General features: G+C 33.9%; 14 protein-coding genes and 1 pseudogene. 7 read left to right on the forward strand and 8 right to left on the reverse strand.

What is annotated here, in order from left to right; all coding sequences use genetic code 11:
* A partial coding sequence (locus tag B4G36_RS11865; protein ID WP_291064151.1) for a helix-turn-helix domain-containing protein occupies window positions 1–223 on the reverse strand: 223 nt, incomplete at its 3' end.
* A gap of 353 nt (window positions 224–576) precedes the next feature.
* Between B4G36_RS11865 and B4G36_RS11870 the strand changes: the two genes are divergently transcribed.
* The 7 genes and pseudogenes from B4G36_RS11870 to B4G36_RS11900 all read left to right on the forward strand — a co-directional run bounded on the left by B4G36_RS11870 (window position 577) and on the right by B4G36_RS11900 (window position 9,703).
* On the forward strand, window positions 577–858 hold the full coding sequence (locus B4G36_RS11870) for a helix-turn-helix domain-containing protein (RefSeq protein ID WP_114999439.1): 282 nt from the start codon (window positions 577–579) through the stop codon (window positions 856–858).
* 1 nt (window position 859) lies between these two features.
* Window positions 860–2,110, forward strand: a complete 1,251-nt coding sequence (locus B4G36_RS11875) for a type II toxin-antitoxin system HipA family toxin (protein ID WP_114999441.1) — start codon at window positions 860–862, stop codon at window positions 2,108–2,110.
* A 137-nt stretch (window positions 2,111–2,247) separates the two neighbouring features.
* Window positions 2,248–3,795: a type I restriction-modification system subunit M gene (locus B4G36_RS11880; protein ID WP_291064152.1), complete on the forward strand. Its 1,548-nt coding sequence runs from the start codon at window positions 2,248–2,250 to the stop codon at window positions 3,793–3,795.
* Window positions 3,792–4,820, forward strand: a complete 1,029-nt coding sequence (locus B4G36_RS11885; protein WP_219035294.1) for a virulence RhuM family protein — start codon at window positions 3,792–3,794, stop codon at window positions 4,818–4,820. The genes B4G36_RS11880 and B4G36_RS11885 overlap by 4 nt, the downstream gene beginning before the upstream one ends.
* The gene (locus B4G36_RS11890; protein ID WP_291064153.1) at window positions 4,817–5,995 is read left to right on the forward strand and encodes a restriction endonuclease subunit S; all 1,179 of its coding nucleotides are present in this window, start codon (window positions 4,817–4,819) and stop codon (window positions 5,993–5,995) included. Before B4G36_RS11885 ends, B4G36_RS11890 begins: the two co-directional genes overlap by 4 nt.
* A 38-nt stretch (window positions 5,996–6,033) precedes the next feature.
* Window positions 6,034–6,333, forward strand: coding sequence for a GIY-YIG nuclease family protein (locus tag B4G36_RS11895; RefSeq protein ID WP_291049589.1), 300 nt, complete (start codon window positions 6,034–6,036; stop codon window positions 6,331–6,333).
* A gap of 269 nt (window positions 6,334–6,602) precedes the next feature.
* A pseudogene (locus B4G36_RS11900) lies at window positions 6,603–9,703 on the forward strand (type I restriction endonuclease subunit R).
* Window positions 9,704–10,156: 453 nt separating this feature from the next.
* Here B4G36_RS11900 and B4G36_RS11905 read toward each other — a convergent pair.
* The 7 genes from B4G36_RS11905 to B4G36_RS11935 form a co-directional block, all read right to left on the reverse strand.
* Window positions 10,157–11,002 (reverse strand): tyrosine-type recombinase/integrase, encoded by an 846-nt coding sequence (locus B4G36_RS11905; RefSeq protein WP_291064154.1) that lies wholly within the window; start codon window positions 11,000–11,002, stop codon window positions 10,157–10,159.
* Window positions 10,954–11,208, reverse strand: coding sequence for a hypothetical protein (locus tag B4G36_RS11910; RefSeq protein WP_291064155.1), 255 nt, complete (start codon window positions 11,206–11,208; stop codon window positions 10,954–10,956). Before B4G36_RS11910 ends, B4G36_RS11905 begins: the two co-directional genes overlap by 49 nt.
* A 5-nt stretch (window positions 11,209–11,213) precedes the next feature.
* Entirely contained in the window at window positions 11,214–11,906 is a 693-nt protein-coding gene (locus B4G36_RS11915; RefSeq protein WP_135834283.1) for an ABC transporter ATP-binding protein, read from the reverse strand.
* Between the two features lie 3 nt (window positions 11,907–11,909).
* Window positions 11,910–13,133 carry an ABC transporter permease gene (locus B4G36_RS11920; RefSeq protein WP_135834284.1) on the reverse strand — a complete coding sequence of 408 codons (1,224 nt, stop codon included), beginning with the start codon at window positions 13,131–13,133 and terminating at the stop codon, window positions 11,910–11,912.
* A 4-nt stretch (window positions 13,134–13,137) separates the two neighbouring features.
* On the reverse strand, window positions 13,138–14,229 hold the full coding sequence (locus tag B4G36_RS11925) for an efflux RND transporter periplasmic adaptor subunit (protein WP_291064156.1): 1,092 nt from the start codon (window positions 14,227–14,229) through the stop codon (window positions 13,138–13,140).
* Between the two features lie 4 nt (window positions 14,230–14,233).
* Complete coding sequence (locus B4G36_RS11930) at window positions 14,234–15,559, reverse strand: TolC family protein (RefSeq protein ID WP_291064157.1); 1,326 nt, start codon at window positions 15,557–15,559, stop codon at window positions 14,234–14,236.
* Window positions 15,560–15,577: 18 nt separating this feature from the next.
* The coding region (locus B4G36_RS11935; protein ID WP_291064158.1) for a TetR/AcrR family transcriptional regulator C-terminal domain-containing protein at window positions 15,578–15,971 on the reverse strand (394 nt) is incomplete at its 5' end.

The following is a 15,971-nucleotide window of genomic DNA, read 5'->3' on the forward strand; positions in this document are numbered from 1 at the left end:
TAATTTGGTTAGGAAAAGTATGAGGAGTTGGTTTCTTTCTGAGTAAACCTTCTTCTCCATGTTCTTCATATGCTTTTTTCCATTTATAAAATGTACTCTTTTTAACACCATAAAATTTATAAGCTATAGTGTTATTTCCATATTCTTTAGCATATTTTAGAACTTGTAATTTTTTAATATAAGTTAAATAAGTTTGGATTTCTTTGGTCTTTTTAATCATCATAAGGCTATATTAGTTTTTTACTAATTTAGTCTACGATGATCTGACGTACCCACAATTTGAAAGTGTCTTCTCCTTTTTGAAGTAATGGTGGAAGACTTGTTTATGTTTTAGTATTTCGGTCAAATGATTTTGGATTGTAAATATTGTCTTCAAATTCTTTCAGTAAACCAATTGTGCAACGATAAACAAATTAATCACCGCATAACTTGCGGAGAATATTCAAATATTTACCGCAAAACAGTTATAACAAGTTTTCAATAACCTTTTGCAAAGAGAAAATAATTGAATATTCATATAAAAATGTCCGTTATTTCAGTCGTTTTAATTATATTTGTATGAAATAACGGACATTTATGAAAAAACAAATTGTTTTACCTCGTTATAAAGATACCTTATCACAAATGGGTGAGCAAATAAAACTTGCCCGTAAACGTCGCAAATTAACAGCGGTACAAGTCGCTGAAAGAGCAGATATTTCCAGATCCACTTTAAATCTCATCGAAAAAGGAGAGCCAAGTGTAGCGATGGGAGCTTATTTCAATGTGCTTCGGGTTTTAGGCTTACAAGATGATTTTTTAAAGTTAGCAGCAGACGACACACTTGGTCGTAAACTACAAGATTTAGAGATATTATAGGATGGCAGTACAGAAAACAGATATATATGTTTATGCTGATTGGCAAGATTTAGAAAGTCCAATACTAATGGGCGTATTATCGGCCTATCAAGCCAAGGGACGAAAAGCATTCAGCTTTTCGTATGATAATCTATGGTTAAAATCTGGACATCATCATCAGTTAGATCCCAATTTACATTTATTTGCAGGGCCACAATTTGCTAATGATAAAGAAAACTTTGGACTCTTTCTAGACAGTATGCCTGATACTTGGGGACGTACCTTAATGAAAAGACGTGAAGCTCAACTCGCTAAAATAAAAGGTGAAAAAGCGAAAACATTATATGATATTGATTTCTTATTAGGTGTCTATGACGAAACACGTATGGGGGCGTTGCGTTTTAAACTAGATCCAAAATCTGACTTTTTGGATAATGATACCGAAAAGGCTACGCCACCATGGTCTACTGTAAGAGAACTTCAACAAGCTGTCGTTCATTACGAAAATGATACCGATAATGAAGCGATAAACAAATGGTTACAACTATTAATAGCTCCTGGTTCTTCTTTGGGTGGAGCTCGTCCAAAAGCTAATATTTTAGATGAGCATAAACATCCATGGATTGCTAAATTTCCATCTAAGAATGACACTATTGATAAAGCTAGTTGGGAATATTTAGCGTATCAATTAGCGATAAAAGCAGGGATAAATATGTCGGAATGTAAAATAGAAAAGATTAATGGTCCGTATCATACTTTTTTTACCAAACGATTTGATCGTGAAGGAAGTAATAGAATTCATTTCGCATCGGCAATGACCATGACAGGAAATAACGAAGAAACCATAAAAAATCAGCCTGCCAGTTATTTAGATATTGTGGAGTTCATCCAATCGAATGGAGCGAACATCAATGAAAATTTAACCCAATTATGGCGTAGAATCATTTTTAATATTGCGATATCCAATACTGATGATCATTTACGAAATCATGGATTTATTTTAACGAAAGAAGGTTGGGTTTTATCACCTGCTTATGATTTAAATCCATCCATTGATAAAGATGGTTTAGCCTTGAATATTGATATGGATAATAATGCGTTAGATTTTGAATTAGCGAAAAGTGTTGGTGAGTATTTTCGATTAACGACTACAGAAATGGATCAAATAATCGATGAAGTAACTTCTGTAGTTAAGAATTGGCAGGATATCGCTAAACAAATTGGAATTTCAAGAGCTGAACAAGAACTAATGGCAAGTGCTTTTAAATATTAGTTGCAATTAATAAAATAAAAAATCATTACAAAAAAGCACTAACGTCTTGTTTTGGGGTTTAAAAGGATTAATATTGTAATGTTTACAATAATGAATATACAAAAGATAAATTTTATCTTTCAAAAGAAATAAAGACAATGACAAATACAGCCCAAAGAGCAGAACTACAAGCTAAAATCTGGAAAATTGCCAACGAAGTACGTGGCTCAGTAGATGGATGGGATTTCAAACACTTTGTGTTAGGAACATTATTCTATCGTTTTATTAGTGAAAACTTTACTAATTATATTGAAGGTGGTGACGAAAGTGTAAACTATGCAAAATTAGCAGACGACATCATCACACCAGAAATTAAAGATGACGCCATTAAAACAAAAGGATACTTCATTTATCCAAGTCAATTGTTTGTGAATATTGTCGATAACGCCAATACAAATTCCAACTTAAATACAGACCTAAAGGCGATATTTACAGATATTGAAAACTCAGCAAATGGATACGAGTCTGAACAAGATATCAAAGGATTATTTGCAGATTTCGATACAACAAGTACACGTTTAGGAAATACCGTAGAAGATAAAAACAAACGTTTAGCTGCAATTTTAAAAGGAGTTGCCGAGTTAAATTTTGGTAGTTTCGAAGAAAGCCAAATCGACTTATTTGGGGATGCTTACGAATTCTTAATTTCTAACTATGCAGCCAATGCAGGAAAATCTGGAGGTGAATTCTTTACGCCTCAAAATGTATCGAAATTGATTGCGCAATTAGCGATGCACAAACAGACTTCGGTGAACAAAATTTACGATCCTGCTGCTGGTTCGGGTTCTTTGTTATTACAAGCAAAAAAACATTTCGATAACCACATTATCGAAGATGGATTCTTTGGACAAGAAATCAATCATACAACCTACAACTTAGCGCGTATGAATATGTTTTTGCACAATGTCAATTACGATAAATTCAACATCCAATTAGGAGATACTTTAACCGATCCTCATTTTATCGACGATAAACCTTTCGATGCCATTGTATCTAATCCACCTTATTCGGTAAATTGGGTAGGTTCGGACGATCCAACGTTAATTAACGACGATCGTTTTGCACCTGCTGGGGTATTAGCACCAAAATCAAAAGCAGATTTTGCCTTTGTGTTACATGCCTTAAATTATTTATCAAGCAAAGGACGTGCAGCCATTGTATGTTTCCCTGGTATTTTCTACCGTGGTGGAGCAGAACAAAAAATCAGAAAATATTTAATAAAAGAAAATTTTGTAGAAACAGTAATCAGTTTACCTGCAAATTTATTCTTTGGAACTTCTATTGGCGTAAATATCTTAGTTTTATCAAAACACAAATCTGAGTACAAAACACAATTTATCGATGCGACAGGTGAGGACTTCTACAAGAAAGTAACCAACAACAATATGTTAGAGGATGTACATATCGAGAAGATTATGCAGTTGTTTGATGCGAAAGAAAATGTAAAACATGTTGCAGTAACCATAGAGAATAAGATAATTGAAGAAAACGACTACAACCTTTCGGTAAGTTCGTATGTAGAAGCAGTAGATACACGCGAAGTGATAGACATTAAAGTCTTAAATACCGAGCTAACAGAAACTGTAAACAACATTACAACCTTACGTACAGCAATTGATAACCTAATTAAAGAAATCGAAGGATGAGTGAAATAATTTTATATACTGCAGAAGATGGACAAACTAAAATTAATGTCCAATTGGATGACGATACAATTTGGTTAACGCAAAAACAATTGGTTGAATTATACCAAACTTCAAAATCAACAGTAAGTGAACATATTAAGAATATTTTTACAGAAGAAGAACTGATTGCAGAAGCAACTGTTCGGAAAATCCGAACAGTTCAAATAGAAGGTAATCGTGAAGTTTCTCGTGAACTGGATTATTACAATCTTGATATGATTATTGCTTTGGGGTATAGAATAAACTCGAAGATTGCTACAGGCTTTCGTCAATGGGCAACCAATCGACTGAAAGAATACATCGTAAAAGGTTTCACGATGGATGATGAACGCATGAAAAATCTTGGTGGAGGCAATTATTGGAAAGAACTTTTAGATCGTATTCGTGATATCCGTTCAAGTGAAAAGGTAATGTACCGCCAAATATTAGATTTGTACGCTACAGCAACCGATTACGACCCAAAAAGTGATGCAAGTGTAACTTTTTTCAAAATTGTACAAAACAAATTGCATTATGCTGCTCATGGGCATACTGCAAGCGAAGTCATCTATATGCGTGTAGATAGCGATAAGCCTTTTGTTGGATTAACCAATTTTAAAGGCGATGAGCCTACACAAGCTGAAGCGATGATTGCTAAAAATTTTTTAGAAGAAAAAGAATTACGCGTATTAAATAACTTGGTAGCAGCCTATTTTGATTTAGCCGAATTAAATGCCATTGAAGAACGCCCAATGTGTATGAACGATTATATCCGAGAGTTAGATAATATCCTGAATTCGACAGGACGCAAAGTTTTAGATAATGCAGGGAGTATCTCTAATGCTGCAATGAAAGAGAAAGCAACCTTAGAATACAAAAAATACAAAGCCAAAACCCTTAGCAATGTGGAAAGTGAATACCTAAAAACCATTACAATCTTAGAAAAACAAGCTAAAGCAGGCGATAAACAGGCTAAAGCAAATAACAAAAAAGGAGGGAAATCATGAGCAAATTAGAAGAGTTATTACAAGGGGTTGATGTGAAGTGGTTGCCTTTGGGAAAAATATCCGAAATTAAAACAGGAAAAGGTGTTACAAAGAAAGATTGTTTGCCTTCTGGGATATATCCAATAATTAGTGGAGGTGTAAATCCTATGGGATATATTGATAGTTTTAATAGAAAGGAGAATACCGTAACAATATCAAGGGTTGGTGCAAATGCTGGTTTTGTTAACTTTATTACTAAAAAGTTTTATTTAAACGATAAATGTTTTTCAATTTTACAAAAAGAAATTTATATAAATAAGATAGAAAGTAAGTATTTATATTATTTTTTGAAATCAGTTGAAGAAAAGATAATTGAATTACAAAGTGAGGGTGGAGTACCTACAATAAATACAGTTAAAGTTTCAGGAATAAAACTACCAATCCCTTGTCCAGATAATCCAGAAAAATCTCTTGAAATCCAACAAGAAATTGTTCGTGTTTTAGATGAATTAACATCTTTAACCAATCAATTAACAACCGAATTAGAAACCGAACGCCAAAACCGTAAAAAACAATTCGAGTTCTTTCGTGAGCAGTTGTTTAGGTTTGAGGGTAAAGAAGTGGAGTGGAAAACTTTGGGGGAGGTTTTTGATATTGTTGCAGGAGGTGATGTGCCAAAGAAAAGTTTGTCGAATGTAAAAACGGAAAAATTTCAGTATAAAGTTTTATCAAATGGAATCAATGAAAAATCTTTATATGGTTGGACGGAAATTCCTAAAATCAGTAAACCAAGTTTAACAATATCAGCAAGAGGAACAATTGGATGGACTAGCATACAATACCTACCTTTTTATCCAATTGTTCGTTTGCTAGTTTTAACACCTAAAATTGAACTAAATTTAAAGTATGCTTATCATTATATGAAATTCGTTGAAAATAATTATAATGTTTCAACCTCTGGCATACCACAATTGACTAAGCCCATGGTTAAAGATATTTTGATTCCTTTTCCTTCCATTTTGGATTTGTCAAAATCTCTATCAGAACAAGAACGCATTGTTCGTTTATTAGATCAATTCGATGCCACACATACAGCCATCGAAGAAGAAATTACAAAAGAAATCAAACTAAGAACTCAACAATACGAATATTACAGAGAAAAGTTATTAAGCTTCCCGTCATTGCGAACAACGTGAAGCAATCCAGAAAAGCAACCCCAAACCAGTAAACCAAAATGAAAAAAGGAGGTGTAGTCTATATTATGGCAAACAAAAGAAACGGTACTCTATACACAGGCGTAACAGCCGATCTAAAAAGACGTGTATACGAGCATAAAACAAAATATAATCCCGAATCTTTTACGGCAAAATATAACTGCACAATCTTAGTTTATTACAAAAGCTTCCATTCAATTGAAGACGCAATAACAGAGGAAAAAAGAATAAAAGCAGGTAACCGAAAAAATAAATTAAAACAAATAGAAACACTCAACCCAAATTGGATTGACTTATGGGATGAAATTAATGAATGGTAACTCCACGTCATTGCGAGCAAAGCGAAGCAATCCAGCAAACAACGCAAGCAAAGCAATTCAGTCATTGTTCTCCGTCATCGCGAGTATAACCAACGTCATTGCGAGCAAAGCGAAGCAATCCAGCAAACAACGCAAGCAAAGCAATCCAGTCATTGCTCACCGTCATCGCGAGTATAACCAACGTCATTACGAGCAATGCAATTTAGAAAGTGAAACAAATTAGAATCTAAACCATTCAACCCATTAACAGCTACTTAGAATAACATAAGATGTACAAAACGATTGCAGAATCCAACAATTACATTGTATTGGACAAATACACCAAATTCTACGAATTAAACGAGGCTCCGATTGCTTATCAATCAGAAGCTGCCTTAGAAAAAGAATTCATCCAAGATTTAATTAATCTGGGATACGAAAATCCGACTCATCTCAAATCAACGGATGCCATGTTAGCCAATGTGCGTACACAATTACAAGCATTGAATAATATGGTATTTACCGATAACGAATGGGCGCGTTTCCTTGTAGAATATTTAGATAAACCAAGTGATAGTTTAGTCGATAAATCGCGTAAACTTCACGATAACCACATCTACGATTTTGTATTTGATGATGGACACATTCAAAACATCTATTTAGTCGATAAAGAGAATATTACGCGAAATAAAGTGCAAGTCATTTCTCAAGTCGAACAAACAGGTTCACACGCCAATCGTTACGATGTAACAATTCTGGTCAACGGATTACCGATGATTCAAGTAGAGCTGAAGAAACGTGGCGTAGCCATTCGCGAAGCGTTTAATCAAGTCCATCGTTATTCAAAAGAGAGCTTTAATTCAGATAATTTGCTATTCAAATACTTGCAGTTGTTTGTAATTTCGAATGGAACAGATACACGTTATTTTGCCAATACCGTTACGCGTAACAAAAACAGTTACGATTTCACGATGAATTGGGCAAAAGCAGATAATACCTTAATCAAAGATTTAAAGGATTTTACAGCCACATTTTTTCAAAAAAACACGTTATTAAATGTATTACTAACGTATACGGTTTTAGACATCAAAGATACATTATTGGTCATGCGACCTTATCAAATAGCAGCAACCGAACGTATTTTATGGAAAATTAAAAGTGCTTATCAAACCAAAAAATGGTCATCCTTAGAAAGTGGTGGGTACATTTGGCATACTACTGGTTCAGGGAAAACCTTAACCAGTTTCAAAGCTGCTCGTTTAGCGACTAAATTAGATTTTATCGATAAAGTATTTTTCGTGGTAGACCGTAAGGATTTAGACTTTCAGACCATGAAAGAATACCAAAAATTCTCGCCTGATAGTGTCAACGGTTCAAACAGTACAGCAGGTTTAAAACGAAACATCGAAAAAGACGACAACAAAATTATTGTGACAACCATTCAGAAGTTAAACAACTTAATGAAAGGCGATCAAGAGTTGGATATTTACAATAAACAAGTTGTTTTCATATTTGATGAAGCCCACCGTTCTCAATTTGGTGAAGCCCAAAAAAATCTGCAAAAGAAATTCAAAAAATACTACCAATTCGGATTTACAGGAACACCCATTTTCCCTGAAAATGCCTTAGGTGCAGAAACCACAGCAAGTGTTTTTGGATCAGAATTACATGCCTATGTCATTACAGATGCCATCAGAGATGAAAAGGTTTTAAAATTCAAGGTGGATTATCACAATGTAAAACCACAATTCAAAGGTGTTGAAACGGAAGTTGATGAAAAGAAATTAAGTGGAGAAGATGCAAAAAAAGCATTTCTGCATCCTGCACGTATCAGCGAAATTTCGAAATACATCTTACAGAATTACCGCATCAAAACACACCGTACAAAAGGTGGAAACAATGGTTTCAATGCGATGTTTGCGGTGAGTAGCGTAGAAGCGGCTAAATTATATTACGAAGAATTAAACCGTCAGCAATAGACAGTGAAAAACCGTTGAAAATTGCGACGATCTTTTCTTTTGCAGCCAACGAAGAACAATCAGCAATTGGAGAAATCATAGACGAATCATTCGAGCCTTCTGCTTTAAACAGTACAGCAAAAGAATTCTTAACGAAAGCCATCAACGATTACAATAAAATGTTCAAGACAAGTTATGGTGTGGATAGCGATGAATTTCAAAATTATTACCGCGATCTTTCAGAACGTGTGAAAAACAAAGAAATCGATTTATTAATCGTTGTCGGTATGTTTTTAACTGGATTTGACGCACCAAAATTAAATACCTTATTCGTTGATAAAAACTTACGTTACCATGGTTTAATTCAAGCATTTTCACGTACCAATCGTATTTTAGATGCAACGAAATCTTTTGGAAATATTGTTACGTTCCGCGATTTAGAACAAGCAACAATAGATGCGATTACCTTATTCGGAAACAAAAACACCAAAAATGTTGTTTTAGAGAAAAGCTATAAAGAATATTTAGAAGGGTTTACCGATGCTTCAACTGGTGATGCACGTAGAGGATTTATTGAAGTAGTTAACGAATTAAATGAAAAATTTCCAAATCCAGATGCAATTGAAAAGGAGAAGGATAAAAAGTAGTTTACAAAATTATTCGGGGAATATTTACGCGTTGAAAATATCTTACAAAACTATGATGAATTCACAAGTCTAAAAGCCTTACAAAGCATTGACCAAAACGATGCTACTGCTGTAGAAGAATTCAAAGAAATGTACCATGTTTCGGATGATGATTTAGCTGTGATGCAAAAGATTCAGTTGTTACCACAACGTGTAGAACAGGATTATCGTTCAACGTATAATGATATTCGTGATTGGTTAAGAAAAGAAAAAGAAGGGAAACAACCAGAAGATGGTGGAATCGATTGGGATGATGTGGTATTCGAAATTGATTTATTAAAATCACAAGAAATCAATTTAGATTACATCTTAGAATTAATCTTCGAGCACAACAAAAAAACAAAAAACAAAGCCAAATTAGTTGAAGAAATAAGTCGAGTAATTCGTGCAAGTATTGGGAATAGAGGAAAAGAATCTTTAGTTGTAGATTTTATCAATGAAACAGATTTAGATACTATTCCAGATAAAGCAACGGTTATTGATTCGTTCTTTAAGTATGCGCAAGTCAAACAAAAAGAAGAAGCAACCCAATTAATCACAGAAGAAAACTTAAACGAAGAAGCTACAAAACGCTATATCGAATCTTCATTAAAACGTGAATACGCAAGTTCTAACGGTACAGAATTAAACGCCATTTTACCAAAAATGAGTCCGTTAAATCCACAATACCTAACAAAGAAACAAACCGTATTTCAACGAATAAGCGCTTTTATAGATAAGTTTAAAGGAGTTGGTGGAAGATTATAAAGAAGTCTATCTTTAAAAATAGTATTGATCCTCAACAGCGAAGTTGAGGATTTTTTAATGTTTATAATGCAGAATGTAGTCACATTTTATTATAGTGATATAATTAAAATAATATTATGTTAAAAAAATCAACTTAAAAAATATTTATTTACAAAAAAGATGTATTGTATTGGTTTTAATATATTTTAAATCAAGTAATTAATATCTGTGATAAAGCAGATCAATTAGATATTGATTATGACTTGAAATATAAGGTTAGAGAAATTATTTCAGAAGTATTAATAATAAAATAGAATATGAACCCACCTATTTGGTGGGTTTTTATTTTATTTATATCAAATTCTCAAAAGCTTCATCAATTTCATGATCTTTAAAATCTTCTAAATAAGATTCTGTTGTTTTAATTGACTGGTGACCAAGAGCTTGTTTAATTTTAGAAACTTGAACACCATTTCATAAAGATAGTGTAGCAAAAGTATGGCGAGCGGTATAGAAATTTATTTTTGAGTCAATTTTTAGTTCTTCAAATATTAACTTTAATTGTTTATTATAATAGCTTCTAACACTATGTTTTCGCTTAATTAACGTTTCTTCATTATAATCAAGAATATCTTTCTTTAGTATTGGGAAAATGTAGTTAGTAGGAAAGGGACGATATTCTTTGTAGAATTTCAATATTTCGTTTGTAATATCATTTTCTGGAATTTTTACACGAATATTTATGCCTGTTTTATTTCTTTTGTAAGAAAATTTACTATGTTCTATTTCATCCCATCTTAATTCTGCTAAATCAGTAAAATTCATCCCTCTTGCATAAAAGCTAAATAAATATAAATATCGTGCATTTGTCGCTGAAGGAATCTTTTTAATATCAAAATCTATTAAATTTTGTAATTGCTCTTTTGTTAGTGCTTTTTTTATTTTTTGAGATTTAAGAGCAGATATTTTGTAATCCTTAAAAGGATATAATTCCTGTTTTGCAATTTTTGATTTTATTGCAATATTAAAAGTTGCACGTATATTTCTCATATATACTCCAATACCACCATCTTTACATCCTGTTTTTCTTAAGAATGTTTCATAATTTAATAAGAAGTTATAATTAATATTATTAAAAGAGTATTTATCAATATTACTTTTAAATTTCTTTAAAGATTTCAGCGTATCATTATGCGAATCACTGTAACTAATTTGTTTTGCGTCATAAAGTTGTTTAATTCTCAATTCTAAGAATTCTACAAAGTTGTTAGTCAAGTTAGAGTTTTGACTAATGCCATCTGCGTATGGGCGTAAGAACATACGGCACAAGAGTTGACCTCAGTTACTGCCAGTTGCAATCTTTCTAAAAATTGCTCATCAATGGTTTTCTGCTTTTTATTTTTGATAAATACTATTGCTGACCTCGCAGCTAATACCAGTGAACGAAATAGTTCTGATAAAGAAACTTTTCTTTTATACGAAGTTTGATTTTCAATGTTTTGAGGTATAGATATGTTATTATTCATTGTACTTAATTTTTATGTCCGCCAATGATGTTTCCGTCTTTCATTTCTATGGTTCGGTCACTTTTTTGAGCAAATTCATCATCGTGGGTGACAGCAATAATGGTCTGTCCAAAACTGCGGGTCAGGTCTTTGAAAATATCAAAAACAATGTCTGTATTCTTACTATCCAAATTACCTGTTGGCTCATCACCCATAATAATCAAAGGATCATTAATTAACGCTCTAGCAATGGCAACACGTTGTTGCTGTCCGCCCGAAAGCTTATTCGCAGCTTTGAAAGCTTGATCTTCCATACCCAGCATTTTCAACTTTTCATAAGCACGTTCTTCTATTTCTTTTGGAGAAAACTTACCAAGTTTCAGTGCGGGAATCATTACATTTTTTAGGCAGGTAAATTCTGACAACAGGTAATGAAACTGGAATACAAACCCTATTTTTTCGTTTCGGATTGTTGCCAGTTCATCAACCGATTTTCCTGTAATTAATTCATTATCTATCACTAAATTTCCATTATAATCTCTGTCCATAGTGGAAAGGATATAGAGCAAAGTAGATTTACCACTCCCTGACTTCCCGATAAGTGTTAGAAATTCACCTCTCTCTACTTCAAAACCAATATTTTTCAACACCTGAAATTCTACCGGGTCATAAAAATACTTGTCGATATTTTCTGTTTTTAAAACGATATTTTTATCCATGATTTACTTTCTAAAAATGCTGACCGGATCTACTTTTGCTGCTTTACGGGCAGGAATGTATCCGGCAAAAAATGTAATAACTAAGCCCATAACAACTCCCTGAATGAATTTCTGCAGTTCATAATCTACAGGAAAGTATCCTATGTCACCACCGATATATACCTTTTTCAACAAGGTAATCATTAGCAATGCCATCAACATTCCGCCAACTACACCAATCAAGCCAATAGATAATGCCTGCGTTACGAAAATCCGTATCACATCTTTCCCTTTAAAACCAATAGCTTTTAAGATGGCAATGTCATTTATTTTTTGTGAAACGGTCATGTTCAGGATATTGTAAATGCCAAAACCAGCAATGAGCATAATGGCTGTAGAGACAAAATTGATCATAATGAACCGCATTTTGCTGAGTGCCATCAACGATTCGTTACTCTCTTTCCAATCTTCGGATTTGTATCCGGTTAACTGAGATAACTTTTCGGCAACGGCTGCCGCTTGATACGGATCTTTTACATTGACACTGATGTCTGTTACATACACATTGTTTTCTTTGAGCAATTGCTGGGCCGTGTATAGATTAACGTACGATTTGGTGTCGTCGGCAGTTGAATTAAATGATTGAAAAATACCTGTTACACGGAGATTTTTGGTTACACCTTTTTGTGATGTAAGATTGATATTATCACCAAGTACCAAGTTCATTTTTTCTGCTATTCCTATACCGATTACGATGCCGTTCGGGTCGGATTTCAGGGTTTCAAATTTGCCTTCAACCATTGATGATGTAATGCTGTACATCATATCTGCTTCGTCTGGCTTTATCCCGATGCTTAATCCACTCACCTGAGTTTTTCCGTTATTATAAAACACGCTTGTGTTGACTTGGGCTGTTACCACAGTTACTTCCTTCTGTTGTTGTACCATTTCTGCAATACCGTTCGGGTTAATGATGGTATTGACTTTGGGTACTACTTTCGGATTGGAAATCAGGTACTCGGCAGCAGTATCACTTACCAGATTTTTGCTGATGACATCATCATTGTACAACCGAATATGTGGAGTGTTTTTGAAAATATTTTCGTCAGATGCTTTATCAAAACCAACCAGTAAACTGTTCATGAAAATATAGATTGACATTCCGAGCAATACCCCAAGAACGGCTACAGCAGTCATTTTTTTGCCTGAAAAAAGGTAAGTTCTGGCTATGTCTGTATTAATATTCATCAGTCTAAAGTTTTATATGTTCCAGAATATCATCTTTGCTGATTCCTTCCAATATTTCTACATATTCGGTAGAAATGATACCTGTTTTTACAACAACGGGTTCGTCTTTTCCTTTTAGTTTTACCTTATTTCCAAAGCCCAAATAACTTCTCGGAATTAATAAAGCATTCTTCTTTTCGCTTGTCAAAATATTGGCTTCCAACTGTGTGCCGTAAATACTACTTGAAGGTGCTTCATTCAGCAACACTTTTACAACAAATGATTGTGTTTTTTCATCAAATGCAGCCACTATTTCACTGATTTTGCCTTCGTACACGTTGCTTTTATCTGTGTTAAACTGAATATAAACCAATTGTCCCAATTTTATTTTTCCGATGCTTTTTTCATCTACATTCAATACCACTTCCGGTTTGCTGTCATCAGCAATTGTAGCAACAATATCTCCTTTTCTGACATAATCGCCTGTTGATTTCAGCTTGTTGACAATCGTACCATTTTGAGGTATTATCAGTTGATTGTATCGTTCTATCACTTTGCTGTTTTGTAGCTGATTTTTGTTAGAAATCTGCTGTGTTTTGGCACGTTGCAATAGTTCTGCTTTTTGCTTTTTTAAGGCATTCAGCTGTGCCAGTGAATTTTTTGTTGCCAGTTGCATATTTTCAAATTCTACCTTGGCTACACTTTGCTTTTGGAAAAGTCGTTCATAACGTTCAGCTTGTTGTTTGTCTTGCTCGTACTTGCTTTCGGCATAGCGAATGTTTTGTTCCAGTTGCTGAATGGCAGGCGAATTTTCCGTTAGGTTTTCGTTGGCAATGGTTAATTGTTCCTCTGCCGAATGCGTATTGATACGGTTAGACGGATTGTCAATAACCGCAATAACCTTTCCTGTATTCACTTTGTCTCCCACCTCAAAATTGGCTTCTGTAAGTATGCCATCTGTTTGTGCCGTGAGATGATAAGCATCATCCCAATCGAGTATTCCTGATGCAAAAACTAATTCTTTTATATCTTTTACCACCGGCTGCGCTTCTTCCTTTGAACCACAGGATTGTAGTGTAACGAACAGTACAATGGTAACGAACAACTTTATTTTCATACGTCTAAAACTTATTATTGATGATAATTTTATTTTCACTAAATCCAATGCCTGCCAGAGCTGTAATAACATTTAGCTGGCTCAGCAGCATATCAGTTTGTGCAGTAAGTAATTTGTCTAAGGGCAGAATATTTTCCTGATATTGATCGAAGTATTTCTGATAAGTATCTTCTTTCAGGGTTTGAATTTTCTTAAAGTTTTCGAGCTGTGAAGATGTTTTTTCGTACTCCACCAACAAATTGCTATTGCGGGTTTCGTTTTCACGCAAAAAGTGAATACGATCATTTTCGGCCATTTGCCATTGCATTTTTTTCTCTTTTACCGCCGAATATTTTGAAACGGTAGTAGGTAAATCCCAACTCAAACGAAGACCAACATAATTATATCTAATCCAATTGGAATTAGGATGAAAAAAGGACTCATTACTCAAGTTTTGCCAATTAAAGGAAGATACAAATCCCAAAACGGGTAACTGTTGTTTTTGTGCCGCTTTCCATTCCTGTTCTGCCACTTTTTCTCTCAGCTGATAATGGTTTACCCATAAATTGTTGTTTGCTTCTGTCAATATTTGTTTATGATCAAAATCTCGAATGTTTTGATTTAAAATGGGATTGACTTCATTCTCAAAAAACAAAGCAAGATTTTGCTGTTGGATTTGGATATTAAATTGCAATTGCGAAAGCTGATCCTGTAATCGAATAAGGTTCACTTCGGCTTCGTTTACATCTTGTTTGCGTACAAGTCCTTCTTCAAATCTGTTGTTTACGATGGTTAAAATTTGTTTTGCAATGACAATATTCTGCTCTACCATCTGTTGCTGTCCCTGAAACGATAAGATATTAAAGTAAATGCCGTTCAACTGGTCATAAATAGTCCATTCGTTTATTTTTTGCTGATTAGCTACCAGTTCCTGATTGGTTTTGGCAAGTTTTATACGGCTTATATTTCCAATGTTAATAATATCGAACTGCGGTTGTATGCTGAATGTGCTGACATATTGCAAACCCATTGTGATTTCGCGAAAAGAACCGGGCAAACCGCCGAAAACTTCAGCAGGAATATAATTGGTTTGCAAATTCATATTATCAATAACCTGAGCCGATACCGGAATTCTCGGATTAAAGGCATTTCCAACTGCGGTTTTTCTGGTCAGCTCTGCTAAATTTTGCTGGATGATGTCATTTCTGAAACTGACTTTTTTCTCCTTTGCAAAGGCAAGTACTTCGTCCAGCGTATGAAATTCTTTCTTCTCCTGAGACCTTACCATAAAAGGCAAGAAAAGGATGACTATAAGCAATTTATGTTTGTGAATATTCACTAACTTTTTCATTCAAAAAAATATTATAAATTAGACCTTTATTAAAGCTAAAATGCTATTCATTGTTTTTTGTCCCTGAACCTCAACATCAAATTCAAAAGAAGCCAATTTCCACTTCAGCATTTGCAGCCGAAACGTACCCATCACAATATGCACGAGTTCTTCTGAAGCTATTACTGTTCTAAAAACACCTGTCTCTTGTCCTCCCTTTATCAGGGAATTGAAACGGATGAAATTGGTTTGTAATAATTGTTGTATGGCATTTTTTACCTCATCAGAATTATCAATCAACCCGTCTGATAAAACAATATTGATGAAGCACGGATTTTGTTTGAAATACGAAAACTGACTTTTAAAAAGTGATTTAAACTTTTCTTCTGGCAATTGTTTTGTATTGATAATAGTATTGTAATCTTCCCCTTGT

Source organism: Empedobacter sp. UBA3239 (genome assembly GCF_002362875.1).
Taxonomy (GTDB): domain Bacteria; phylum Bacteroidota; class Bacteroidia; order Flavobacteriales; family Weeksellaceae; genus Empedobacter; species Empedobacter falsenii_B.

What these genes read in the sequence shown, in the direction of transcription:
- B4G36_RS11915 (WP_135834283.1), bottom strand. Translation starts at nt 11,906, where the DNA reads ATGGATAAAAATATCGTTTTAAAAACAGAAAATATCGACAAGTATTTT.
- B4G36_RS11910 (WP_291064155.1), bottom strand. Translation starts at nt 11,208, where the DNA reads ATGAATAATAACATATCTATACCTCAAAACATTGAAAATCAAACTTCG.
- B4G36_RS11920 (WP_135834284.1), bottom strand. Translation starts at nt 13,133, where the DNA reads ATGAATATTAATACAGACATAGCCAGAACTTACCTTTTTTCAGGCAAA.
- B4G36_RS11905 (WP_291064154.1), bottom strand. Translation starts at nt 11,002, where the DNA reads ATGTTCTTACGCCCATACGCAGATGGCATTAGTCAAAACTCTAACTTG.
- B4G36_RS11925 (WP_291064156.1), bottom strand. Translation starts at nt 14,229, where the DNA reads ATGAAAATAAAGTTGTTCGTTACCATTGTACTGTTCGTTACACTACAA.
- B4G36_RS11870 (WP_114999439.1), top strand. Translation starts at nt 577, where the DNA reads ATGAAAAAACAAATTGTTTTACCTCGTTATAAAGATACCTTATCACAA.
- B4G36_RS11890 (WP_291064153.1), top strand. Translation starts at nt 4,817, where the DNA reads ATGAGCAAATTAGAAGAGTTATTACAAGGGGTTGATGTGAAGTGGTTG.
- B4G36_RS11930 (WP_291064157.1), bottom strand. Translation starts at nt 15,559, where the DNA reads ATGAAAAAGTTAGTGAATATTCACAAACATAAATTGCTTATAGTCATC.
- B4G36_RS11885 (WP_219035294.1), top strand. Translation starts at nt 3,792, where the DNA reads ATGAGTGAAATAATTTTATATACTGCAGAAGATGGACAAACTAAAATT.
- B4G36_RS11880 (WP_291064152.1), top strand. Translation starts at nt 2,248, where the DNA reads ATGACAAATACAGCCCAAAGAGCAGAACTACAAGCTAAAATCTGGAAA.
- B4G36_RS11895 (WP_291049589.1), top strand. Translation starts at nt 6,034, where the DNA reads ATGAAAAAAGGAGGTGTAGTCTATATTATGGCAAACAAAAGAAACGGT.
- B4G36_RS11875 (WP_114999441.1), top strand. Translation starts at nt 860, where the DNA reads ATGGCAGTACAGAAAACAGATATATATGTTTATGCTGATTGGCAAGAT.